Genomic DNA, 21881 nt, shown 5'->3' on the forward strand with positions numbered 1-21881 from the left:
GGGTGGTGAGCGGGTCAGCCGGTGGGCAGGGCACCGATCAGCAGACCGGAGACCAGCACCACGTACGTGGCCAGGGTCACCGCCGTGGTCGTGATGACCGTGGCCGCCGGCGGCTGCCGGGTCATCTGGTAAGAGACCAGGCCGGGCACGATGAAGCCAAGGGTCTGTGACGTGTACAGCAGCGGAAACTCGTGGTTGAGCGCGAGCATCACGGTGGTCTGCAGCAGCACCGCGCACAGCACCACGGCGGCGAACAGCCGCTTGCCGTAGAGGATCACCGTGCGCTGCACCAGCTTCGTGAGGAAGTAGGAGGCCGCCGCCACGCCGACCATCAGCCCGGCCATCCGCACATCGGTGACGAGCGTGAGGGCGATCCAGCCCGGGGTGATCATCCCCCCGGGGGAGAGGTTGGTGGTCAGGTAGCAGACGAGCGAGAAGACCAGCCCGAGGGCGATCCCGAGCGCGGCGGTCTGTGCGTTGAGATTGGCGGGGATCACGGGTTCCTCGTGAACTGGGAAGGATCGTAGGGGTGGCGCGGGTCGTCCGCGGTGCTCCGGTCGTCGGCCCGGCCCTGGCGGGCGGCTGCCCGGCGGGCGAGGTCGCGCTGATCCGGGATGCGGAAGGTGTACGTCGGTGTCTCCAGTGGCGCCACCCAGCTGTACGGCTCCGGCTCGGGCGGCCGGGCCACCGAGACCCTCGGCCTGGGTATGGCGAACTGCATGGTCTCCTGGTCCAGGCCGTCGCCGCCGGGAACGGCGTCCAGCGGGTCCTCGGGGGAGTCGTCCAGCGGCAGCTCGGCGAGGCACTCCAGGAACAGCTCGCCCTGGCCGTGGATGTTGCCGATCGCCACCAGTGAGGATGCCGGGCCGAGTTCGGCGAGGATCGCCGCGGTCAGCTCCTCGGGGTCCCGGCGGTCGCCGCCGAGATCCACCACCTGCCCGGTGAAGCCGTCCGGGATCGCGTCGTGGGCGCTCTTGGTCGGGTGGCCGATCAGGAACACCGTCTCGGCGGCGAGGGCGGGGACGATCGCGCCCATCTGGCCGTTGCGCTCCACCCGGTCCGGGCGGCAGTTGATGACCACGTTGATCGGCCGTTTGATCGCGCCCAGATCCTCCAGCTGCTTGACGTTCATCAGCGTCGACTCGGGGTCGTTGGCCGCGAAGACGTTGGCGAACCGCAGCCGCTTGCCCTCGGGGGTGACGTAGCGCTCCACCGACAGCACACCCGGGTCGGGCGGCGCGTCCCACATGCCCTGCATGGCGGTCTGGCGCTCCACGCCGAGCAGTTCGGCGACGGCGAGCGCGATCGCCACGTTCTCCTTGAAGGTGAACCAGCTGAAGCCGCGCAGTTCGGCGTCGGTCACCGACTCCGGATCGACCGCGATCAGCCGGCAGTTCCGCTTGTCGGCCTCCTCCTGGAGGATGTGCAGCCGGTCCTTCTCCGCCGTCACACAGATCCCGCCCACCGGCATCGAGCGGGAGAGCGAGCGGGCGACGTCGTCCAGCGTCGGCCCCATCTCCTCGAGATGGTCCTCGCGGACATTGCACAGCACGCCGATCGTGGAACGGATCAGCTTCTCCTGGTTGATCTCCTGCAGGGCCGGCATCACCGCCATGCACTCGATCACCAGCGCGTCCGGCCGGTAGATCGCCGCCCGCCGTACGATGCCGATCTGCTCGACGATGTTGGAGATGCCGAACTTGCGGTAGATCGGCTCCTCGGTGGCGTCCGGGTGGATGAACCGGGCCGCGGTGCCGGTGGTCTTGGCCACCGTGACCAGGCCGCCGCCGCGCAGCGCGCCCGCGCACAGCCGGGTGATCGAACTCTTCCCGCGGATGCCGTTGACCAGCACCCGCGTGGGTATCTGTTCCAGCGAGGCGAAGTGCCGCCGCTGCTCCAGGATTCCGGCGATCCACAGCGCGGCGCAGCACAGCAGGACGATGACATAGAGGAAGACCACGTCGATTCCGTCCTTACTACCGCTGGAGGGTGTTCTGATACGGGGACCGGGAGGGCCCGGCGGCGTGGCCGGATCTGGCCGCCCGGTCGCGTTCCACCAGGGCTTGGCGTACCAGCTCCAGGCTGCGGGTGACCGAGCCGATCTCGTCGTGGTTGACCGGATGCAGCACGGTCCGGCGGTCTCCGCCGACGAGCCGCTCGACGAGCACGGCGACCGCGCGCAGCGGCCGGACCACCACGACGTGCAGCCAGCCCAGGCAGGCCACGCCCATGGCGAGGCCCAGGATGCCGGCGAGCATGGTGCGCTGCTCGGCCTGCACCGCGGGGATCCGTAGCGCTGCCGCGGGCTCCGCGGTCACCACGTGCCAGCCGAGGCCGGCTGTCGGGCCTTTCTGCGCCAGCGGCGCGGCGGCGTCGACCGACGGGCCGGAGGTCGTGTGGTGCACCGCCGAGGTCGCGGTGCCCGCGGTTCCCGGGGCGCTCTGGGTGGCGCGGGCGAGACGGGTCAGGGCGGAGTCGGGCAGCGACTGGAAGGCGAGGTAGCCCACGCTCGCCGCCAGCACCTTGTCGTGACGGTCCGTCACGTAGACGCTGCCCAGCTTCGGCCTGGGCAGTATGGAGTTGAGCGCCTTCACGTCGATCTCGCCGAACAGGACCACCCCGGCCGCCGGGGTCTTGCCCTTGACGGCCCCGACCTGGGCGTAGGCGGCGATCACCGGGATCCGGCCCGAGGTGTTGACGTTGGTGATCCCGCTGCCGCCCGGCACGTGGACGAGGGTGCGCAGCGGTGAGTCGCCCACCCGCAGCGTGATGCCGCCCGAGCGGTTCAGCAGATACAGCGAGCGGTACTGCTCGTGGTCGGCGGCGAACTTCCGCAGGACCTCGGTCTGGGCGGCCCGGCTCGTGCCCGGCAGACTCGCGACCACGGCGCTCAGGTCGGTGTACGACTGGTCGAGGGACTGCCGGATCCGCTGCGACGCGATCTCGGTCCGCGTCTGCTGGTCGGCGAGGACCGGAGCCGGAACCGCGGTCGCGGTGTCCGCCCGGTTCAGCACGAAGATCATCGGAACCGCCCAGCAGGCCACCACCAGCACGCCGGCCACGGCCAGCGCCCGGTAGCCCGGTCCGCGCCGGGCCGGGGACTCCTGCGGGCCGCTCTCGCCGAGCAGTTGCCCGCGCAGTGACTCCAGCGCCCGCCCGATCCGGGCCAGTTCACCGAAGCCGTGCACCGGAACCGGCCGGTACAGCTCCTCCGTCGCGGCCGGCCCGCCCCCGCTCGCGCCCCGGGCCAGACGGCCGGCGGACAGATACAGCCGCAGCAGCGGCCGCTGCACGCTGAAGTACAGCGCCAGCGCGAGCAGCAGCGCGACCACGGCCAGCGCCCCCGCCGCCTCCAGCGCGAAGCCCGAATAGTCGGCGGCGGCGGTCGTGACGGGCACCGCACGGGAGGTGAACACCACCAGACCGAGGTCGTCGGTCTCGCCCGGACCGGTCGCCGAGGCGACCTGGGCCCAGCCGGCCACGGTGCGCCGGCTGCCGGTGGCGGCGCCCAGCAGGCTTCCCGAGGCGTCGGTGTCAGTGCCCGACCCGCGCGCCGCGCGGGCCGCCGCCGTGGACAGGGCGCTGTCCGCGGCGTCCGGCGACGCCGTGCCGTGGACCGCGGTGGCGAGCACCGCTCCGCTCGCGTCCAGCACTTCGGCGGCGCGTCCGTCGCCGTACGCCGTGAGGGCGGGGAGCGTTTCGGAGACCACCAGCAGCCACTGCCGCTCGGCCCGGTTCGGGGCCTGGAACTGGTCCTGGTCGGGGTCGTCCTGCGCGGGCAGCGTGACCCTGGCGAAGTACAGCAGTTGCCGCGTCCCGCCCGACGTCACCAGCCGGGGCGGGATCTTCTTGTGCCCGGACGCCGTCCTGGCGACGTTCACCCCGCCCAGCGGCACGGTCCTGCCGCCGGTCGCCAGTAGTCTGCCGGTGCGCGCGTCGAGCAGCACACGGCCGAGGACCGTCTTCTTGTCGGAGGTCAGCGCCTTCAGCGCGGTCGTGGGGGTCGAGGCGCTCGTCGCCGGGTACGCCTCGGCCGTACGGCGTACCGTGCTCGCCTCGGCTTCGATCGCGGTGCGCATCGACAGCGCGCTGTCCGCGGCGATCCGCTGCTCCCCGTCCAGCACGGCCTGCGGGATGCCCGCGGTGTGGATGCCTTCGAGGCCGATCACGGTCAGGGCGGCGACCACCAGCAGAAGTACGACAAGTGAGGCTATCGGCGGGCGCACCCCGCCGAGCATCGGCATATCGGCGCGGCGGCGGATGCGGTGCCGGCGCGGCGCCCGGGGTGCGGAGGGCAGGGCAGCGGGTCCTTCCTCAACCTGGCGCCGGGCGCCCGAATGTTCGACGGTCGAGCAGTCTAGCCCCCCGGTATCACATAACCATCACACCCTCGCCTCACCTGTCGCACAGGGCGACAGGACGCCTGTGCGGCGGCGACAGACGCGGGACCGTCCCCCCACGCGCCGAAGGGCGGACCCACGAGGAGGTCCACCCTTCGGATGCCCGGTCAGACGCCCGGTCAGACGCCCGGTCAACGGACGAAAGAGATCTCCGGGTACGTGCTGCTGGGCCCGTCGAGCAGGCTGCTGTGCTTGTTGCGCAGCTGCTGGTCGAAGAAGGCGGCGAGGTAGACGCGCTGGATCTTCACCGCCCGGTTCGGGTCGATCGTGCCGTACTGCTGCTGGATCTGCGACTTGGAGATCCCGAGCAGGCCCGCCCACTGCGGCACCAGGTACTCGTAGTCGCTGAACGACAGGTGCGCCGCGCCGGCCAGCTTGATGTCGACCCGGTATCCCTTCAGGTGCGACCACAGCGTCCGCCACGACTTGTCGTTGTTGCGGTTGTGGTTGGCGGAGCTGAAGAGCATGAAGGCCCGGTCCAGGTCCTTGCTAGGCGCCGTCCCGAAGAACTGGCCGTCCAGGTTGGCACCGGCATCGATCCGCTTGTCGAGCTGCATGGCGGTGTCGACCGCCGCGCCGCCCAGCGAAAAGCCGAACATCCCGATACGGGAGGTGTCCACCGACTTCGACAGCCCGGACGGGAGCGTCGCGTGGCCGGCGTCCGGGTTGCTGCCATTGCTGATCTTGCCGAGCGCGTTGATGACGAACTTGATGTCGGCGGCGCGCACCTTGAGCGTGTCGGAGGAGTGGGTCCCCGCCGGCATCTTGTTGACCTCGAGCCGGTTGCCGGGGAACTGCACCTCGTTGGCGTCGTGGGTGTGGTCGACGGTGACGACGAGGTAGCCGCGGCTGGCGAGGTCCTGGGCGAGCGCGGTGCCCACCGCGCGGTCCGAGTGCAGCCCGGTCGAGTACAGCAGGACGGGCAGCTTGCCGAGCGAGGTCTTCACCGGGGCGAGGACATGGCCCGCGGTCTTCGGCAGGGTCACCTGCTGCGGCGACAGCCAGCGCGAGGCCAGGAAGTGGGCGCCGGAGATCGACGGCATCCACGGCGCCCGGTAGTGCCCGGACGTGGAGGCGGCCGGATACCAGAGCGACACCATCAACTCGCGGGTCTGGCCGGACACGTACGGATCCGTGCGGGACTTGTCGACGAGGTGCAGGCCGACCATGCCCACGCTGTTCTTCCCGGTCGGCGCGGGCATGGTGAGCTGCAGCGGGGACTGGGCCGCGCGGGCGGACGTGAGCGCCTCGGCGCGCACGGACTTGCCGCGCAGCGGCAGCTCGTCGTTCTCGGGCGCCCAGGGCGTCTTCGGATCGGGCTTGTCGGCCGATGACCCGGTGGCCGCGGGCCCTTCGGACGTCTTCCCGGCGCCCATCGCGGGTGTCATCCACACACCCAGGGCCAGGGCGGCCAGCACACCCGCCGAGCCGACCGCTCTGGCGATCGTTCTACGACGGTGGCGCGGGCGGCGGTGTTCCATGAAACCCCCTTGTGGGTCAACGATCGTAGAAAGCGCGATCGACTGCCGCACACCGTACCGCCGCAGCGACGGCCGTACTCACGGACCCCGGATACCGCCGTGACGACTTCACCTATCGGATACCGAGCGCTGCCACGGCCGCTGGCACAGCGTCAGAAAGCCGCCGGTACCGGTGTCGGCGCACGGGACGGTCCTCGAGGGACGGAATCGGCTGTACCTAGCTGTCGCGTGTGCAGCGGCCCGTCGCCTCGGACGCCGGGGGACGGCACTGGAGGGCGAAGTCGGCGGGGTCGGCGCTCAGGTAGCGGCCGATGCAGGCGTTCGCGGTGGTGCGTCCGTGCTCGGCGCAGAAGGTGAGCGCGGCGCGGCCGTCAGCGAAGGGGCCCGGCGCGTGTCGTGAGCCGCGTACCGGTTCGCCGTCGATTGCCGCCGAGGGAACTCGATGCACAGAAGGGGCCGAGCCCGGTCGACATCCTGGCGCCGCCGCCGCTGCCCACGCTGAGCCTCGCCGCACGTGGCCCGACCGAGGTGCGCACTCCACGAGTGGAGACCCGCACACTCATGCCAGGTACACCGACACGGAAACCGAACCCATGACACACCTCTCCCCCCCAGGAGCAGTCCGGCACCCGGACGGGGCCTGTGAGGTCGGCTCGCTGGTCCTCGGCAACGGCACACGGGGAAAGTGTGCTGGATACACCAACCCGGTACATGGACTACTGTTGGTACATGTCCATGAAGCGCACCAACGTCTACGCCGACCCCGAGGACCTGGCCATCATCAAGGAGGCCGCCAAGCGCCGAGGCATAAGCGAAGCCGAGATCATCCGCCAGGGCATCCACCTTGCAGCCATGGCGAACCGGGTCTGGGACGAGCCGCTGTTCTCACGGACCTTCGAGGGGCCGGGGCGTACGCTGTCCAAGCCGGAGGTCCGCGACGCGGTCGCCGAGGCCGTCCGGCGGGAGACCGGCTCGGGTTCCGGATCCGCCGCGTGATCATTGTCATCGCCGACACGTCCGGCGTTCTGGCGGCCCTGGACTCGGCTCATCCAGAACACCGGGCGGCGAACGAGGCCATCATGGCGGCGGGCCTGCTGGTCATGTCCCCGCTCCTGCTCGCCGAACTGGATCACGTGGCGACGCGCGAGCTCGGCAGGGAGGCCGCCGTCAGCGCGGTCGACGACCTGCGGCGCTGGATGAGCCGGGGTCGTGTCGTCATGCCGGAGATCACGGAGGAACACCTGGGCGCCGCCCAGTCTGTCCGTGTCCGCTACCGCGCGCTGGACCTCGACCTGGCCGACGCGGTGAATGTGGCGCTCGCCGCCGACTACGACACGGACGCGATTCTCACCCTCGACCGACGAGACTTCCGGGCTGTACGCCCGTTGGGCCGCTACAAGGCGTTCCGGGTACTCCCCGACGACCTCCCGCTCTGACGCAAGACGTTCGGGCTCAAGTGCCTGCTCCCGTAAGGACCTTGTACGCAGCCCACGACGAAGCACGTGCAGGACGGGTGCCGCCATCGCCCGGGAACGGTGAGCTGAGGGCTCGCCTCCGGCTCAAGACCTGGGACATGCTCCGCCTCCTCCTGGTGCGCGCCGAGTTTCCGGTGAACGTGATCACGGGCGGCGCGGGAGGCTTTTGCCTACGAGGCGCGGACCCGTGAATGGCGCAGGGCTGCCGGCACGGTAGGGCAGGTCAGAAACCTTGCGGATGCACCTCTCTTTGCAGACAGTAAAGCGGCTCGCCTGATCCTCCGAAGAATGACTATGGCAATGGCACCTGTACATGCAGGTCGTGCTCTGGCCGCCTGATTGCAGAGGCGCTGAAGCATATTTGACGCTCCGGTGCCGGCGACCCATGGCTCTGAAACGAGTCACCAGATCACTACCGAGGTCACGTGGGCATGGAAACCGAATGCGAGGCCACGGTCCTGCCACTTTTCCAGGGTGAGGGCGTTCTGGTAACCGTTTTCGTTGACGGTGTAGAAGAACGTGACCTTGTTGTTGCCCGAATGGAAGTCCGTGACTTCCTTCAAGTCCACGTTCATTGCGCCGGCGTTGGCGAAACAGGGCCCCGCCATGCCGTAGTTCACTACGTATGCGTATTCGTTGATCGGCGTCCATCCGCCGCAATCAACAAAGCTGATCGCAGAGGCGGAGGTCGCCGGAATCATGGCCGTAAAGCCGACAGTAGCTGCCGCTACGACGGCCATCTTCTTGAATAATCCCTTGACCCTGGCAAGGCGGTTATTTTCCACGGCGGTCACGATACTTGAGGCTGCGAGGAGAATCAACTATCGTATGACTTCCCCCGTTTGTCATGGGGGAGTTGCCCGAACCGCGTGTTATCGGAGAGTCGCTCGAAATCTCGGATTCGACGTGACCGTCAACGCGTACGGATGGTCGCTGCACCTCTTGGTATCACCAAATAGAAGTAGAAGTCACGTGACACGAATCAGCCGACGGGCAGTGAAGTCTTCTCGGCGACGTGACAGTTGCGGTGCGCTGAAGCGGCGGCCGAAGCCCTCCGCGGCTACCAGCGAGCAGCGGTTGCCTGGCCGGTGACCTTCTGAATGGCATTGACAGCGAGGTCGGGGCGGTCGACGTGGATGTAGTGACCGCTGCCGGCGGCGGTGCTGAGGACGCTGCGCTTGGAGAGCGCACGCCACTGCTGCTGGCCCTCGGACCACGCCTGCTCCAGGGCGGGGCCGTAGTCGGGGATCTCGCCGAACTGTGCCTCGTGCTTGATGATCTGCACCGGGATGTTCCCGGCGGAGCGGACCTCGGCGTCGGGGATGACGAGCTGCTCCGGGTTCTGGCCCTCGTTGATCTGGATGACCTGGGCACGCACGTCGGCCGCGATCCCGGTGGCGGTCTCGGGGATCACCTTCAGGATGCTCGCCTTCAGGGCCGGGATCGTGGCGTCCATCAGCACCAGACCCTTGACCCGGTCCTGGTGGTCGGGGGCGTACCGGCCGGCGATCAGTCCGCCGAGGGAGTGGGCGGCCAGCACGACCGGGCTGTCACCGGCGATCCGGTCGAGCACGCCGGTGAGGATCTCGCCACTGTCACTGATGGTCTGGAGGCCTTTCGGCTGGTCGCTCCGGCCCTCGCCGAGCCGGTCGTAGGAGCAGACCCTGTCCTTCTTGCTCAAGGTCCTCTGCAGGTCGGCCATCGTGTCCAGCCCGTCGCCCACACCGGCCATGAGCATGACGACCGGCTTGCGAGCCGCCGTACGGCCGGAGCACGACACGTTCACCAAGTAGCCGTTGACGCGGATCTTCTTGGTCCCCGTGAACGAGTCCAGGTGCCCGTGCCGCACCGGCTTGATGGCCACCACGTTCTGCGTCTCCGTCTGCGTTTGGGCGGTGAGTTCCCCGCGGCCGACGAAGCCCGCGCCGGCCACGGCGGAGAACGCGGCAGCCACGGCGATGGTTTTGAGCATGCGCTTCACGGGGGCCTCCAGGCGGAATAACGGAAAGTCGCAGCAGAGCTGTCGGGTCCGGGCCCACACCCGGACGGTGCGCGGACCGTTGTCCGGCGCCTCCGCCGGTGTGCGGCGGCGACACCACAGACGCTACGGATTCGGCAGCCCGGAGGCGTCACCCTCCGGAGGCATCTCGCGCGTAGCTCGCACGGGTGAGCCCCCGTCATGTTTTCTGCGGTCCTGCAACGGGGCCGCTGGCCTCCGGGCCCGGCATAGCCGTGTCCCCCTGTCGAGCGGATGCCCTGGGGGGTGGTGTCACCGGGCCCGGGAGGTGCCGTCACGACCCTGATCAGAGGTCCGGCCACCGCCCGGTCCGGCGCAACGCCGGACGGTTCGCGGGCGACAGGTCTGCATAACGTGGATGCGCGAGCACGACACCCGAGCCGAGGCCGGCACCGTCAACACCCCTTTCAGGAACTTGCCTCCCAGCTCGCCGCGCTCGAACCGGTCTGCAAGCGGATCTTCTCCGAGAAGATCTCCACCCGCATCAAGACGCGGCCCGAGCTGGAGAAGGCGCTGAAGCTGGCGTACGACATCAAGGAGGCCGCCCCCGACCAGGAGGTCATCCTCACCGTCCACGAACTCAAGCGTCTCGCCCGCAACGCCGCCGAGCTGATGACCCTCTCCGGGCAGCTCCAGGCCGCCGGCGTGCAGTTCGAGCTCCTCACCGGCACCTACGACCCCAACGGCATGGGCGCGATGTTTTTCGCCGTCCTCGCCGTCGCCGCCCAGCTCGACCGCAACTACGTCCGCGAGAAGCCCCTGGAGGGACAGCAGGCCGCAGCCGCCAAGGGCAATCACGGCGGACGGCCCAAGGACATCGACGACGACTCGCTGCTGTTCGCCCGCGCACTGCGGGACCGCGGCGTCCCCGACCCTGAGATCGCGGGCAAACTCACCATCAAAACCGGCAAGAACGCGGGCAAGCACCCCTCGGTCGCCTCGCTGTACCGGGCGCTCGCTGAGGACGAAGACACCGCCGGGTCCGACGATGGACAGGTCATCGGCCCGCGCCGTCCGGTCCACGCGATGTTCCCCGAGGCCGTTCGCCGGCGGGACGTCGACCTGGAGACCCTGCGGATTCGCGTTCGCCTCACTGGGCCCGAACGGACGAACACCGTCCGGCGTCGTTGATGTCGGGTCGACCCTCGATGCGAAATACGGGCGGGGTGTGGTCGCTGAGGTCTGCAAGGCTGGTCCGGCGGCTACCTCGGGACGGCGGCAGTCGGCTGCGGTCGCGATGGTTGCCGTATCTTCCTGCTGTACGGCGGCCGCATGCTAGGGGGGATCATGGCAGCGCTGGGGTTCTTCTTCATCATCCTGCCGTGCCTCGCCATCATCAGCTTCACGTGCTTTGCCGCATGCCGAGCCCAGAGACACAAGGTGTTCAAGGCATTGGCCTATGCGTTCCTGTGCCTCGGCCTCATATGCGGCCTCACTCCCGTCGGGATCGTCATTTGGGCGTCTTCCCAGTAGGCGCCATACGCCGAAGCCGTCAGGGCAGCGAAGGCACCAGTTGGGAAGATCGCGTACCGGGTGGCGCGCTGAGCTGGGTAGGGGCTGAGCGCTTTGGGCCTGTCGGTAACGGCGCAATCGTGGACCGGAGGGGCGGCGACGGTGTTGTCGCCGCAGACCTCGCCCCAGCGGCCGAAGGGCTTGTTGCTGGTCACGATGACCGAGGCCCGCTCGTAGCGGCCCGAGACGAACTGGAAGAACAGGTTCGCGGCCTCGGGTTCGAAGGGGATGTAGCCGACCTCGTCGACGATGATCAGCGGGATCCTGCCGAGCCGGACCAGCTCGTCGTCCAGGCGGCCGGTCTCGTGGGCCTTCGCGAGGCGGGCGACTCACTCGGCGGCGGTTGCGAACGCGACCCGGTGGCCTGCCTGGCAGGCCCGGATGCCCAGGCCGGTGGCCAGGTGGGTCTTTCCCGTCCCTGGCGGGCCGAGGAAGACGACGTTCTCCTTGCCGGCGACGAAGTCGAGGGTTCCCAGGTGGGTGATCGTCTCCCGTTTCACCGACCTCTGGTGGTCGAAGTCGAAGGGAAACCGAGACGAACGGCCGGGCCGGACTCGCTAACATCTTCGCTGTTGAAGGGGGAGCCATGGCGCTGGTCCGCAAAGGATCACGACGCATCGTCGTCGACGGCACGGCTTACCGCTGGCGGCTGCGAGGCCGGCCGACGTACTTCCAGGGGCTGGCCTGGTCGCCGTGCGCGTTCGCGGTCGAGCACGCGGACACCCCGGGCATGACGCTCGTGGTCACCACCGACCAGCCGCACCCGGGCAACTGGATCGGCCGCGAGGCTGAACCAGTACTGCCGTCCGGCGTCGCCGCGGCTGTCCGGCTCGCCCTGCGACAGGGTTGGACCCCGACGTCGTCGGGCTCCGCGTTCCACCTCGACCAGTCCGCCGGCTTCGCGCCCTCGTTCCCGGCGGTCCAGAGAGGGAGCACCGCTGTCGGAGTTCGATCCGGGCCGGCTTCGGCTGCGGTCGGCGATTGACGGGACGGCCGGACAGGTGTCAGCCAAGCCGAGATCCGGCTCGTGCCTTCCCTGGGCGGGTTCCGCATCGTTCGGAGCCGTCATGGGATGCGCCGCCTGGTTGTTGACCGTCTGGGCGCGCGCGTACTGCGACGCCGGGTACGACGCCGGCGGACGCTTCGAACTCAACTTCCTGCTTCCGGTGGTCCCGGCGGTCGGGGCGCTCGTCGGGCTCCTGGCGCAGGCCGTCGGTCGGCGCCTGGTGTTTCGCGCGCCGACGGCGGTCCGCGTCTCACTGCCGGCGCTGCTGGTGGTCGTCGCGACGGTGGGGGCGGCATGGTGGTTCTTCGCGACCCGGGGAACGCTGGACGGCTATCCCGGCGACTCGGGCCTCTGCCCCGCGACCAACGTTCCACCCCAGTGGCCCGACTGGATCCGCGTCTGATGTCGCTGTCGCGAAGCACTCGGCGGGCCGTGCTCGTCCCCGAGGCAGCGGGCCACGGCCCCGCCCAGCGACGATTCTGGTTTCGGGCCTGGTCGTCGCCTGTCAGCGTTGGTCGCCGTTGAACCCTGCCCGGTGGCGGCGGCTACGGAGCGCTTCCGGCGCAGGGCTGGACGGGCATGCGCAGGGCCAGGATGGTGATGTCGTCCTGGCCTTCGCCGGGGTGCTGGTCGGCCAGGGTCTGTACGAAGTCGTCCAACCGCAAGCCGGCGTGGGCGGTGGCGAGGTCGGCGAGTGCGGTGAGTCCGGCGTCGATGGGGTGGCGGTGGTGTTCGACCAGCCCATCGGTGAAAAAGATCACCGTGGCGCCTGCGGGAAGGAGACGGGTGTCGTCGAAGCGGGTCTGGTCGAGATCCACGCCGAGCGGCACACCCGGCTCGATGTGCAGGTACTCGGCCCTACCGGAGGCAGTGAGCAGCAGGGGCGGGGGATGGCCCGCGCTGCTCCAGTTCAGCTTCCAGCCACTGTCACAAGGCTCGATGCGGGCCACGCACGCGGTGGTGACCGGATGCTTCGTGATCGCGTGGAGGGTGCGGTCCAGCGCGGCGAGGACGGCGCCGGGCGCGGCGCGGTGGTCGAACAGCAGAGCGCGCAGCATGTTGCGGATCTGGGCCATCGCGGCCGCAGCGTGCAGGTCGTGCCCCGCGACATCGCCGATCACAGCGCCGACAGCGCCGTCGGGAAGCGGGATGGCGTCGTACCAGTCCCCGCCGAGGTATCCGACGCCGACGGCTGCGGGCCGGTAGACGGCGGCTGCTTCGAGCGGGGCCAGGTCCGGCAGCTCCGGCTGCAGCAGCCGCTGGAAGCGCTCAGCGCCCTGTTCGATGTCTCGCCGGCGCGTCACGTCCCGCAGGGAGATGACATGCAAGGGTTCACCGTGCAGAGCGGTGGTGACTGTTCGTATCTCGACAACCCTGATGCCGCCGCCCGGCAGCATCAGTTCCACCTCTGTCGACCGGCCCGTCACGATCGGGAAACCGAACGGGGCGCCGAGCAACTCCCGGGCGGGGCGGCCGAAGAGCACTGCCGCGGCCGGATTGCACAGCCGGACGATCCCCTGCTCGTCCACGGCGATGACCCCGTCAGCCGACTCCTGCACGATCAGGCGGCTGACCTCGGCGGCGAACTCCACGTCGGCGGAGCCCGACCCCTCCATCTCTTTGCCCTCCCGGTCGGCGGCAGCCTCATTCATCACTTTGCCGGTGGCTTTCTGCCTCGACCGTTCCCGTCATGCCCACATCGAGGGCTTGGTCCGGCGTGAGGATTCCGATGCGGGCGCTGAGCCGCCGGCCGATGTGCATGCCGCCGGAGTCGATCGTCACCAGGCGAATGCCGGGGTCATGGGCGGAGCCGCGGGTCTGCGTGACCACAATGGCACGGTGAACCTCGCCTGGGCGCTCGAAGTAACGCAACGTGATCGTGACGTCGGTGAGGCTGGCGATCTCCTCCGCGATGGGTGGCGTGAACTGGCGGGCGGGCCGGCTCGATGGCGCTGAGGTGAACAGCGTGGTGATCCCGCGCTGACGCGCGAGCGCACTGAGGGCGAGGATGAAGTCGAGCAACGCACGGGAGGAGGCGATGCGCTCCAGCGCGGATATCGTGTCGACGACCAGACGGTCGGGCTCGTGCTCCTCGATGGCCCGCCTGATCCGGATGAAGTGGTCCTCCAGCGATGCCGTCTCCGGGTAGTCGGCGATGATACGGAGCAGGCCGGGCGCCTCCATGGCGTCGATGTCCATCCCCCACCCTGCCGCGTTGCGTTTGATCTGCTCGCGAGAGTCCTCGAAGGAGCAGACAAGGCAGCGCTCGCCCGCTGACACCGCTGCGTCGATGAACTTCAGACACAACAGCGTCTTGCCTACGCCGCTCGGGCCGGTCACCACGATGATCGCGTCCTTGTAGAACCCGCCCCCACACATCTCGTCCAGTTGGCTGAGGCCCGACGACACGCGCACCCGGGAGGTGCTCGTCAAGGGCAGGGCGAGGAACGCGAGCGGAATCACCACGAGCCCGTCCGCCGGATCGATGGCGAAGAGCCACTCCCCTGTGCGGTGGGGAGCGCCGCGGAACTTGACGATTTCGACGGTCCGGCGCCGGCGCTCGTCCGCCAGCACGTTACGCAGGGTGATCACGTTGTCGGCTACGAACTCCTCGACCCCGTACCTGGACGCGCCGTCGTGCTCACCGGAGCGCTCCGCGGTGATGATCGAGGTGGCCCCGGTCATTTCCAGGACGTAGATCATCCGCGCGATCTCGTGACGGACGATCGCGGGGTCGGCGAAGCGGGTGAAGAGTGCGTCGAGCGCGTCGACCGAAATCCGGGCGGCGCCGATCCGGTCGGCCGCATGCCCGATCCGCGCCTCCAAAGCGCCGAAGTCGTAGGTGCCGATGACGGGTGCCTCCAGGGCGATGGCGGCCGAGGCATCGACGAACATCCACTTCCCGTCGTCCTCCCACTGCCTGATCGGGAAGCCCAGCGCGGCGAAATTGCGCCGGATGTCCTCCGCCGTTTCCTCGAAGGTGACGAACACTCCCGGCTCCCCCCGATGGAGGATGCCGCGGGCAAGGAACTCCACCGCGAACAAGGTTTTGCCGCTGCCGGTGGTCCCGGTGACGAGAGTCGCACGTCCTTTGGGAAGCCCCCCGAGAGCGACTGGGTCGAAGCCCCTGATGCCGGTGGGGAGCCGTTCGATCGCATCGATGCCATTCATTCCGTGTCCCCCTGTCGGGCAGGACCGGACGGCGCCGGGAGCCCCAGCGCGTAGGCCGTGCGGCGCTGATCGGACAGATCACCGATCGCTCGCAGTTGCGGCAGCGGGGCGAGCCTGATCGCGATGGGGGTGGCCAGGATGCGCTGCTCCTCCGCGAGAGCCGGCTGCTCAGCGGTGTCGACGACCTCGATGTCGAAATTACCCGGCACATGGGATTCGCACAACGCGCGCAAGTTCGCCTCCGCGGTAGACGACCGCTCCGAGTGTCCGGCCACAAAGAGCCTGAAGGAGTAACTCGTGGCGACCTCCCTGCGATCCATCCGTCGTCGGCCCCTTGCTCGTCACCACCACCCCACACCAAACGGACAAAGTATGACTTATATGCTAGCCCGACCAGGTCGCCCGCGCTGGTGTGGGCGGAACGGTCGTCGACGATGAGGCCGGCACTTCGGCGTGGGGTGGCTGCCGTCCTCGACGTGACCGTGTGGAAGGCTCGGGCTGTCGCGGGGGAGAAGGCGGGCGGCAAGCCTTCTGGCACGGATCTGGCATGCGGTGAGTGATCGCAGCACGCAGCAGAAAGGCCCGGGTCTTTGACCTGGGCCTTCTTCGTGGAGCGGGTGACGAGAATCGAACTCGCGCTCTCAGCTTGGGAAGCGATGGCGCTTGGGTGGGCGAATGGCCGCTGACCTGCGCGGATTCGTCGTGTCGGCACCGCTGCGCGGGCTTGTTCGCACCGCTGTTGACCGTGGTTGTCCGTTCCTGTGGGCGCGCTCTGGGCGTGGGGTCCACCATCTGTCGAGCTATACGGCGCGCGGCGCTTCGCGCCGACCGGCGGGCATGGCCTGCCGGACTGATCTGGAGTTTCCGTTGCGCTTGCACATCTGACGTTCGGATGTGGCGTCGTCAATGTTGGTGACATACGCTTCTATGTACATCACCAACATTGCGTAGGAGGTGCTCGCATGTCCGTGACCCAGATCGACATCGATGATGACGCCCTGGAGCGTGCCATGGCTCTGGCCAAGGTCAGGACCAAGAAGGAGGCGGTCAACCTGGCTTTGCACTTCTACGCCGAACAGCAGGAGCGTGCGGCGCGCATCAGCCGTCACTTCGAGCGTGCGCGTGAGTGGGGTGCCGTCGAGGACGCCGAGCGCCTGCACCGGGCGGAGAAGCACAGCCGGTGATCTACTTGCTCGACACCTCCGGCCTGGTCCGGCTGCTCCGCGAACCAAAACTGCAGTCGGCCTGGTACGACGCGATCGACGCCGGTGCCATCGCATCCTGCTACGTGCAGCGAACCGAGTTCCTGTACAGCGCCCGGAACGGCCGTGAGTACGACGAGATCGCGGAGATGTTCACCGACCTCTATCCCGACGTGTCGGTACCGAAGAACGCGGGGCGTTGGATCAGCGCGGTGCAACACCGTATGGCCCAGGCCGGGGAGCATCGCAGCGCCTCGGCGGCGGACCTCGTCATCGCCGCCACCGCCGCCCACCACGGCCTGGCTGTCCTCCACGACGATGCCGACTACCGGGCCATCGCCCGGCACGCAACCGATCTGCTCGAGCACAATGTCCACGACATCACCTGAGGCGCTTTCCCCCACAGGTTGTGGACGGGAACGTGCGAAGGTCGGCCACGGGGCCTGAAGCGTCACTTGACGTGTGAGCGTTCGGTCGCACTTGTCGGTGGCGGATCTGAGACAGCTGGCCGCCCGGGGTGGACGTGTGGCTGGACCGGCCTCGCTTCCGGCCGGTGACGGGGACCAAAACGTCAGGCATCAGCTGGGATCCGACACGTTGGTCGGGGTGGTTCTCGGGCTTGCGTCGAAGTCGTACTCCAGGACGTAGGAGGCGGCGTCCAGTGTCATCTCGTTGACCTCGACGGGGTGGCCGTTGTCCGTGAAGGCGGTGCGGCAGATGAGGATGACCGGAGTGCCTGCGGACATGTCCAGCTGCGCCGCCTCGTCCTTCGACGGCATGCGTGAGCGGATCTCTTCGCGGAAGTGCACCGGCTCGTAGCCGAGTTCGGCGAGCCTGGCGTAGGTTCCGCCCGGCCCGGCGTCCTCCTGGGCGATCGCAGATCCGGCGACCAGGGACATGGGGAGATAGCTCGTCGCGAGCAGGACCGGCTTGCCGTCCAGGACGAAGCGCCGACGCCTCACACATGTCGTCCCGTCGTCGGCCAGGTTCAGGCCCGCGTTGATGCGGTCGGGCGCTGTCTCCTCGGACACGGTGATCCGGTCGACCTCAAGTGCCCGGTTTTCGACGTCTGCCGACCAGATGGACCGGCCATTGCCCCACCGGTCGCGGGCCAGTCGCTCAATGCCTCGGCGTCGGATCGGGCGGAAGGCCCGGACGAACACGCCGGCGCCCTTGCGGGCTTCGGCGACGCCTTCGTCCCGCAGGACGCTCAGGGCCTGGCGGGCTGTCATACGGGCCACGCCGTACGTGGTCATGAGGTCGTTCTCCCCCGGAAGCCGATCACCGGGACCGTAGTCGCCCGACTGGATCGCCTCGCGCAGGGAGTCCGCGATCCGCTGGTACTTGGGCCGACGGTCGTCGTCGGTAGTCGCCATTCCAGAGCCCTCCTCGCTTCTCTAGACACCGTAGGCCATAGGTCGGGGGGCTCGCTCGCTATGCGTAACCGCTCGCACTTGCCGTTCACCGATGCCCTGATTGACATCTCTAGAGACGTAGGGAAATCTGTAGATGTCTAGAGAGATCGCGCTTCGGTCTCTGTGGATGCGGGGTGTCCGTGTGCCGTTGTTCGGCATCGGCCCCTTCTCGATGTCCGGGACGGCGGTGCCGTCCTCCGATTCCGTGGCGCCGATCGAGGCGCTTCGACGGCCGGAACCAGCGCTGCCGTGATCGCGACGGCGGCAGGGAGTGAGCGCGGATGACCTTCGTGATCGATCGGTACGCCTGTGAGGAGTCACCGCGGATCGGGATGATGTCCCTGCAGCCGACCTTGGAGTCCGTCCCCCGGGCCCGGCGCTGGTTTCGGAGGTTCATCGCCCCCTGTCAACCGCTGTGCTCGGTCGACGACTGCGTGCTGATGCTCTCGGAACTGGTCACCAATGCGATTCTCTACGGGCGGTCGGACGAGACGTGGGTCGTACGGGTCGAGTGGTTCCGGGAAGGGACCTCGCTGCGCGTGGAGGTGCACAACCCGGGATGCCCGGCGAGTGTGTGCCTCCGCCGACCGGAGGCCGACGAAGCGCACGGACGCGGACTGCTCCTGGTCGACTCCCTCGCCGCATCCTGGCACTCCGGCCCAAGTCGTTTCGGGGGGACGGTCGTCTCCTTCGTGATGGCTGATGCATGGTCGGCCTGAGAGGGCTTGGATGGCCTACGGCGCGGGAAGGTCGCTGTGTGTCCGCGGGCCGGCGTCGCCGTCGCGCGTGCTTGACCGTCACGATCCGGGAGATGGGCGGCAAGCCTTCCGGCGCGGTTCTGGCGCGTGGCGGGTGATCGCTGCGGACAGCAGAAAGGCCCGGGTCTTTGACCTGGGCCTTCTTCGTGGAGCGGGTGACGAGAATCGAACTCGCGCTCTCAGCTTGGGAAGCTGATGTTCTACCATTAAACTACACCCGCGAAAGACGCCGGTCGGTGACCGGTGTCGGAACGCACGGTCACTTTACCCCATCGCAGGCCCCCGGTGTTGAAGCCGGGGGCCTGGGTGCGTTTCGGGGGTGGAGGCGGGAGGGACTGGGCTGCGCGGGGCGGGAGTTGGGGCGTACGGTGGTGGGGTGGGAGAGGGGCCGGGTGGGGCCGGAGTGCCGCCTGGTGAGCCGTTCCTTTGATCCCGTAATGTGGCATTTGGCGTCAGGCGGCAGCAGCCGACGCGGCTCTTGGGGAAGGGACTTCAGGACTTGATGGAGCACACCGTCGTCCGTTGTGCCGATGGGCACGTGTTCAGTACCACTTCGTTCCCGATGCAGCAGGCCGGACGGCTCGGCCCCGGCCGGCTCGTGAGGTGTCCGCGGTGTGCCAGGCTGCGCAGCGCGGTGCCGGTCAGCATCGGGAAGCGGTAGCGGCAGCGGTAGGGCAGTGACGCAGGCGCGTGGGTCGTCCGGTTGTGGCCGGTCCGCGCGCCTTGCGTATCCTCGGGGCGTGCTTCTCTCAGACAAGGACATCCGGGCCGAGATCGCCGCCGGGCGCGTGGTGATCGATCCCTACGACGAATCCATGGTGCAGCCGTCGAGCATCGACGTGCGGCTGGACCGCTACTTCCGGGTGTTCGAGAACCACCGGTACCCGCACATCGACCCCTCCGTCGAGCAGGCCGACCTGACGCGGCTGGTGGAGCCGGAGGGCGACGAGCCCTTCATCCTGCATCCCGGGGAGTTCGTGCTCGCCTCGACGTACGAGGTCATCACCCTGCCCGACGATCTCGCGTCGCGGCTCGAGGGCAAGAGCTCGCTCGGGCGGCTCGGACTGGTGACGCACTCCACCGCCGGGTTCATCGACCCCGGGTTCTCCGGGCACGTCACGCTGGAACTGTCCAACCTCGCCACTCTGCCCATCAAGCTGTGGCCCGGCATGAAGATCGGGCAGCTGTGCATGTTCCGGCTCAGCTCGCCGGCCGAGTTCCCCTACGGCAGCGAGCGCTACGGCTCCCGGTACCAGGGCCAGCGCGGGCCCACCGCATCGCGTTCCTACCTCAACTTCCACCGGACGCAGGTGTGAGCGCCGAGCGGGAGAACCTGAGTTACGAGCGGTTCGGCGTCGCGGTGCGCGAGCTCGCGCAGGCCGTCGCCGACGACGGTTACGAGCCCGACGTCGTGCTCAGCATCGCCTGCGGCGGGGTGTTCGTGGCCGGCGGGCTCGCCTACGCCCTCGACTGCAAGAACCTGCATCTCGTCAACGTCGAGTACTTCGGGCTAGCTGCTTAGCAGTCAGCGTCTAACCTTGGCAAACGAGCAGCTGGCGCTGACCTTAGGGCTATTTTGATCTTGCTGCTCGTTTGCGTTGATCGTCGCTGATCATGGTCGGTGTGCTGAGCTGGTGCTGACCATTCAGTGCCCGCTCGGACCCCGGGGCGTCCTGGTGCGGTCGTGTCATGTCTGGCCACGTCGTTTGGTGATCTATAAGCATGAGCTCAGCGGTGGGAGCCGCGTGCGTGTTGACACCGCTGGTCGGCCAGTGACGACACCACCCGGTCTCATAGGGGAGCTGTGTCGCTCGCCGCGTGGATCAGCAGGGTGGCTGGGCCCGCCGTGGTGAGCCCTCCCCTCGGCTTGCAGTCGTGCTCGGCTGCTGCTTCCAGACATGGCAATAGCTCCAACGCGCAGCAACCCAACTTGTGGTGACGGATCCTCATCTAAACTGTGCGTTGTGACGTAACCGGCACAGGGGATGGAGGGGACGGACGCCCATGATGAGAATCAGCATGGATGGCCCGGGCGCTGATCAGGAACTGCGTTCATTCCGGTCATGGCTTTTGGAAACTCCTGAGGTTCGAAACCATGCCAAGATCTCATGGGTAACCGCCGAGCCTGACGCTGGAGAAATGGGGGCCGGAGCCCTCGAAACACTCCAGTTGATAACGGATAATTTTTGGCAGATCGCAACTTTCTCTCTGACTTATGCAGCATGGAGGAAGACGCGGGCTAGATCCCCTCGAGTAACTATTGAACACCGAGGGAAAATCGTCACAGTCGAGGGCAGTGATAACGACACGGTCGAGCGCATCATTCGGGCACTCGCCGAGGAGTAGCGGCCTCCGTGACTCTCCCTGACCCCCTCGGGACTCGCGCTGTGCTAATTGGTGTGAGCGAGTACACCAGTTTGCACAAACTCCCGGCGGTGAGAAACAACATCGAGGCTTTGAGGGAAATCCTTACAAGCTCGCACTCTTGGAGTCTCCCGTCGCAGCACTGTGTGACGATCCACAACCCAAAGACTCCGGAGGAATTGGTAGATCCGATTCTCCATGGTGTAGAAGAGGCTACCGACACGCTGCTGGTGTACTACGCTGGCCACGGGCTCAGAGGGGCCAATAGGGGCGAGTTTCGTCTTAGTCGCTCCACTTCCAGGGCGGGGGCTCCGCACACTTCGACGGATTATAATGACATTCGAGAAGCTTTGATTGAATCAACAGCGAATCGTCGAATCGTCATCCTGGACTGCTGTTACGCCGCTAGCGCCCTCGGGGTCATGGCGGGGCCTGCTGATTTCGTAGCTGAAGATGCGATAATTGAAGGAACTTATCTAATTGCCGCCTCAGGGGAAACTCAAGCGGCAATGTCGGAGGATGGTAGCGGCTTCACGGCATTTACAGGTGAACTGGTGCGCCTATTGCGAGATGGGGTGCCGGATGCCGCTAAGAAATTTATGGACCTCGATACCATATTTACCCACCTGTGCAGTTCGCTACGCGCTAAAGCACGCCCGCTCCCTCATAGGAGGGTACGTAATTCTCCTGGCGGTCTGACGCTTGCCAGGAACAGGCAATGGGTCGGCTCGTTTGATGCATCTCATTTTACAGAAGAGCAGTCCTTTCGATCGCTCACTAGTGATCAAGCCATTCAAATAGTGGCTAGCGAATCGACAAAAGCGTTGGATCGCCGCCCTGGGGGGTGGCCGACGGCAGCGGCGGTTCAGCCCAGCTCGACCGCGTCCGAGACCGTGCCCCCGGTGGCTCAGCGGCCGGGCGCTTGGCCGCCTGCCGACGCTGTTGTGTCAACTGCGGCCCCGGAAGGGACCACTCCTACGGCGCGCCGCCCTGGGGGGTGGCCGACGGCAGCGGCGGTTCAGCCCAGCTCGACCGCGTCCGAGACCGTGCCCCCGGTGGCTCAGCGGCCGGGCGCTTGAC

The 21881-nt window shown here is 67.8% G+C and carries 21 protein-coding genes, 1 tRNA gene and 2 pseudogenes; 12 read left to right on the top strand and 12 right to left on the bottom strand.

Annotated elements, in window-relative coordinates; all coding sequences use genetic code 11:
• Positions 1-14: 14 nt before the first annotated feature.
• The 4 genes from ACZ5GT_RS01255 to ACZ5GT_RS01270 form a co-directional block, all read right to left on the bottom strand.
• Complete coding sequence (locus ACZ5GT_RS01255; protein ID WP_469012277.1) at positions 15-497, bottom strand: poly-gamma-glutamate biosynthesis protein PgsC/CapC; 483 nt, start codon at positions 495-497, stop codon at positions 15-17.
• The gene (gene pgsB, locus ACZ5GT_RS01260; protein WP_469012278.1) at positions 494-1960 is read right to left on the bottom strand and encodes a poly-gamma-glutamate synthase PgsB; all 1467 of its coding nucleotides are present in this window, start codon (positions 1958-1960) and stop codon (positions 494-496) included. The genes ACZ5GT_RS01255 and pgsB overlap by 4 nt, the downstream gene beginning before the upstream one ends.
• Before the next feature lie 16 nt (positions 1961-1976).
• Entirely contained in the window at positions 1977-4226 is a 2250-nt protein-coding gene (locus ACZ5GT_RS01265) for a HAMP domain-containing protein (protein ID WP_469012281.1), read from the bottom strand.
• Positions 4227-4531: 305 nt separating this feature from the next.
• On the bottom strand, positions 4532-5881 hold the full coding sequence (locus ACZ5GT_RS01270) for an alpha/beta hydrolase family protein (protein ID WP_469012284.1): 1350 nt from the start codon (positions 5879-5881) through the stop codon (positions 4532-4534).
• A 729-nt stretch (positions 5882-6610) separates the two neighbouring features.
• Between ACZ5GT_RS01270 and ACZ5GT_RS01275 the strand changes: the two genes are divergently transcribed.
• Both ACZ5GT_RS01275 and ACZ5GT_RS01280 read left to right on the top strand, forming a co-directional pair.
• Positions 6611-6877, top strand: coding sequence for a ribbon-helix-helix domain-containing protein (locus tag ACZ5GT_RS01275; RefSeq protein WP_469012287.1), 267 nt, complete (start codon positions 6611-6613; stop codon positions 6875-6877).
• The gene (locus ACZ5GT_RS01280) at positions 6874-7317 is read left to right on the top strand and encodes a PIN domain-containing protein (protein WP_469012290.1); all 444 of its coding nucleotides are present in this window, start codon (positions 6874-6876) and stop codon (positions 7315-7317) included. Before ACZ5GT_RS01275 ends, ACZ5GT_RS01280 begins: the two co-directional genes overlap by 4 nt.
• 440 nt (positions 7318-7757) lie before the next feature.
• On the opposite strand, the gene ACZ5GT_RS01285 is transcribed toward ACZ5GT_RS01280, so the two are convergent.
• Both ACZ5GT_RS01285 and ACZ5GT_RS01290 read right to left on the bottom strand, forming a co-directional pair.
• Entirely contained in the window at positions 7758-8150 is a 393-nt protein-coding gene (locus tag ACZ5GT_RS01285; RefSeq protein WP_469012292.1) for a beta/gamma crystallin domain-containing protein, read from the bottom strand.
• A 266-nt stretch (positions 8151-8416) separates the two neighbouring features.
• Positions 8417-9328 carry an alpha/beta fold hydrolase gene (locus ACZ5GT_RS01290; protein WP_469012452.1) on the bottom strand — a complete coding sequence of 304 codons (912 nt, stop codon included), beginning with the start codon at positions 9326-9328 and terminating at the stop codon, positions 8417-8419.
• Between the two features lie 399 nt (positions 9329-9727).
• On the opposite strand from ACZ5GT_RS01290, the gene ACZ5GT_RS01295 reads away from it, so the two are divergent.
• Positions 9728-10504, top strand: coding sequence for a recombinase family protein (locus ACZ5GT_RS01295; RefSeq protein WP_469012296.1), 777 nt, complete (start codon positions 9728-9730; stop codon positions 10502-10504).
• 266 nt (positions 10505-10770) lie between these two features.
• Here ACZ5GT_RS01295 and ACZ5GT_RS01300 read toward each other — a convergent pair.
• Positions 10771-11397: pseudogene (locus ACZ5GT_RS01300) on the bottom strand (ATP-binding protein); the annotation flags it as partial.
• Between the two features lie 74 nt (positions 11398-11471).
• Between ACZ5GT_RS01300 and ACZ5GT_RS01305 the strand changes: the two are divergent.
• On the top strand, positions 11472-11870 hold the full coding sequence (locus tag ACZ5GT_RS01305) for a hypothetical protein (RefSeq protein WP_469012298.1): 399 nt from the start codon (positions 11472-11474) through the stop codon (positions 11868-11870).
• A gap of 82 nt (positions 11871-11952) precedes the next feature.
• Positions 11953-12294 (top strand): hypothetical protein, encoded by a 342-nt coding sequence (locus tag ACZ5GT_RS01310; RefSeq protein WP_469012301.1) that lies wholly within the window; start codon positions 11953-11955, stop codon positions 12292-12294.
• 142 nt (positions 12295-12436) lie between these two features.
• Here ACZ5GT_RS01310 and ACZ5GT_RS01315 read toward each other — a convergent pair whose 3' ends face one another.
• From ACZ5GT_RS01315 to ACZ5GT_RS01325, 3 genes are read right to left on the bottom strand one after another with little or no spacing between them, the layout of a single operon-like run.
• Positions 12437-13543 (bottom strand): PP2C family protein-serine/threonine phosphatase, encoded by a 1107-nt coding sequence (locus tag ACZ5GT_RS01315; RefSeq protein WP_469012304.1) that lies wholly within the window; start codon positions 13541-13543, stop codon positions 12437-12439.
• Positions 13536-15062, bottom strand: coding sequence for a circadian clock protein KaiC (gene kaiC, locus ACZ5GT_RS01320; protein ID WP_469012307.1), 1527 nt, complete (start codon positions 15060-15062; stop codon positions 13536-13538). Before kaiC ends, ACZ5GT_RS01315 begins: the two co-directional genes overlap by 8 nt.
• A complete protein-coding gene (locus ACZ5GT_RS01325; protein ID WP_469012310.1) occupies positions 15059-15382 on the bottom strand; it encodes a circadian clock KaiB family protein in 324 nt (107 codons plus the stop codon). The genes kaiC and ACZ5GT_RS01325 overlap by 4 nt, the downstream gene beginning before the upstream one ends.
• A gap of 642 nt (positions 15383-16024) precedes the next feature.
• Here ACZ5GT_RS01325 and ACZ5GT_RS01330 point away from each other — a divergent pair.
• The gene (locus ACZ5GT_RS01330) at positions 16025-16246 is read left to right on the top strand and encodes a type II toxin-antitoxin system VapB family antitoxin (RefSeq protein ID WP_180989643.1); all 222 of its coding nucleotides are present in this window, start codon (positions 16025-16027) and stop codon (positions 16244-16246) included.
• Complete coding sequence (locus ACZ5GT_RS01335) at positions 16243-16653, top strand: PIN domain-containing protein (protein ID WP_469012314.1); 411 nt, start codon at positions 16243-16245, stop codon at positions 16651-16653. Before ACZ5GT_RS01330 ends, ACZ5GT_RS01335 begins: the two co-directional genes overlap by 4 nt.
• Positions 16654-16842: 189 nt before the next feature.
• On the opposite strand, the gene ACZ5GT_RS01340 is transcribed toward ACZ5GT_RS01335, so the two are convergent.
• The gene (locus ACZ5GT_RS01340) at positions 16843-17640 is read right to left on the bottom strand and encodes a GntR family transcriptional regulator (RefSeq protein ID WP_469012317.1); all 798 of its coding nucleotides are present in this window, start codon (positions 17638-17640) and stop codon (positions 16843-16845) included.
• A gap of 320 nt (positions 17641-17960) precedes the next feature.
• Here ACZ5GT_RS01340 and ACZ5GT_RS01345 point away from each other — a divergent pair, with 320 nt between their 5' ends.
• The gene (locus ACZ5GT_RS01345; RefSeq protein WP_469012321.1) at positions 17961-18398 is read left to right on the top strand and encodes an ATP-binding protein; all 438 of its coding nucleotides are present in this window, start codon (positions 17961-17963) and stop codon (positions 18396-18398) included.
• 186 nt (positions 18399-18584) lie between these two features.
• Here the strand turns inward: ACZ5GT_RS01345 and ACZ5GT_RS01350 are convergent.
• Positions 18585-18658 (bottom strand) — tRNA-Gly (locus ACZ5GT_RS01350).
• A 519-nt stretch (positions 18659-19177) separates the two neighbouring features.
• Here ACZ5GT_RS01350 and dcd point away from each other — a divergent pair.
• From dcd to ACZ5GT_RS01370, 4 genes and pseudogenes are all read left to right on the top strand, one after another.
• A complete protein-coding gene (gene dcd, locus ACZ5GT_RS01355) occupies positions 19178-19753 on the top strand; it encodes a dCTP deaminase (RefSeq protein WP_469012324.1) in 576 nt (191 codons plus the stop codon).
• Positions 19750-19944, top strand: a pseudogene (locus ACZ5GT_RS01360) (phosphoribosyltransferase); the annotation flags it as partial. The gene dcd and the pseudogene ACZ5GT_RS01360, both read left to right, overlap by 4 nt.
• Before the next feature lie 512 nt (positions 19945-20456).
• Positions 20457-20783 (top strand): effector-associated constant component EACC1, encoded by a 327-nt coding sequence (locus ACZ5GT_RS01365; RefSeq protein WP_469012455.1) that lies wholly within the window; start codon positions 20457-20459, stop codon positions 20781-20783.
• A 41-nt stretch (positions 20784-20824) separates the two neighbouring features.
• Complete coding sequence (locus ACZ5GT_RS01370) at positions 20825-21880, top strand: caspase family protein (protein WP_469012460.1); 1056 nt, start codon at positions 20825-20827, stop codon at positions 21878-21880.
• Position 21881: the final 1 nt, after the last annotated feature.

This window comes from Streptomyces sp. NPDC031340, from assembly GCF_055569945.1.

Excerpts from the sequence above, each read along its gene's own strand:
- ACZ5GT_RS01330 (WP_180989643.1), top strand. The coding sequence starts at position 16,025 with ATGTCCGTGACCCAGATCGACATCGATGATGACGCCCTGGAGCGTGCC.
- ACZ5GT_RS01325 (WP_469012310.1), bottom strand. The coding sequence starts at position 15,382 with ATGGATCGCAGGGAGGTCGCCACGAGTTACTCCTTCAGGCTCTTTGTG.
- ACZ5GT_RS01270 (WP_469012284.1), bottom strand. The coding sequence starts at position 5,881 with ATGGAACACCGCCGCCCGCGCCACCGTCGTAGAACGATCGCCAGAGCG.
- ACZ5GT_RS01365 (WP_469012455.1), top strand. The coding sequence starts at position 20,457 with ATGGATGGCCCGGGCGCTGATCAGGAACTGCGTTCATTCCGGTCATGG.
- ACZ5GT_RS01305 (WP_469012298.1), top strand. The coding sequence starts at position 11,472 with ATGGCGCTGGTCCGCAAAGGATCACGACGCATCGTCGTCGACGGCACG.
- kaiC (WP_469012307.1), bottom strand. The coding sequence starts at position 15,062 with ATGAATGGCATCGATGCGATCGAACGGCTCCCCACCGGCATCAGGGGC.
- ACZ5GT_RS01275 (WP_469012287.1), top strand. The coding sequence starts at position 6,611 with ATGTCCATGAAGCGCACCAACGTCTACGCCGACCCCGAGGACCTGGCC.
- ACZ5GT_RS01290 (WP_469012452.1), bottom strand. The coding sequence starts at position 9,328 with ATGCTCAAAACCATCGCCGTGGCTGCCGCGTTCTCCGCCGTGGCCGGC.
- ACZ5GT_RS01340 (WP_469012317.1), bottom strand. The coding sequence starts at position 17,640 with ATGGCGACTACCGACGACGACCGTCGGCCCAAGTACCAGCGGATCGCG.
- ACZ5GT_RS01315 (WP_469012304.1), bottom strand. The coding sequence starts at position 13,543 with ATGAATGAGGCTGCCGCCGACCGGGAGGGCAAAGAGATGGAGGGGTCG.
- ACZ5GT_RS01310 (WP_469012301.1), top strand. The coding sequence starts at position 11,953 with ATGGGATGCGCCGCCTGGTTGTTGACCGTCTGGGCGCGCGCGTACTGC.
- ACZ5GT_RS01345 (WP_469012321.1), top strand. The coding sequence starts at position 17,961 with ATGACCTTCGTGATCGATCGGTACGCCTGTGAGGAGTCACCGCGGATC.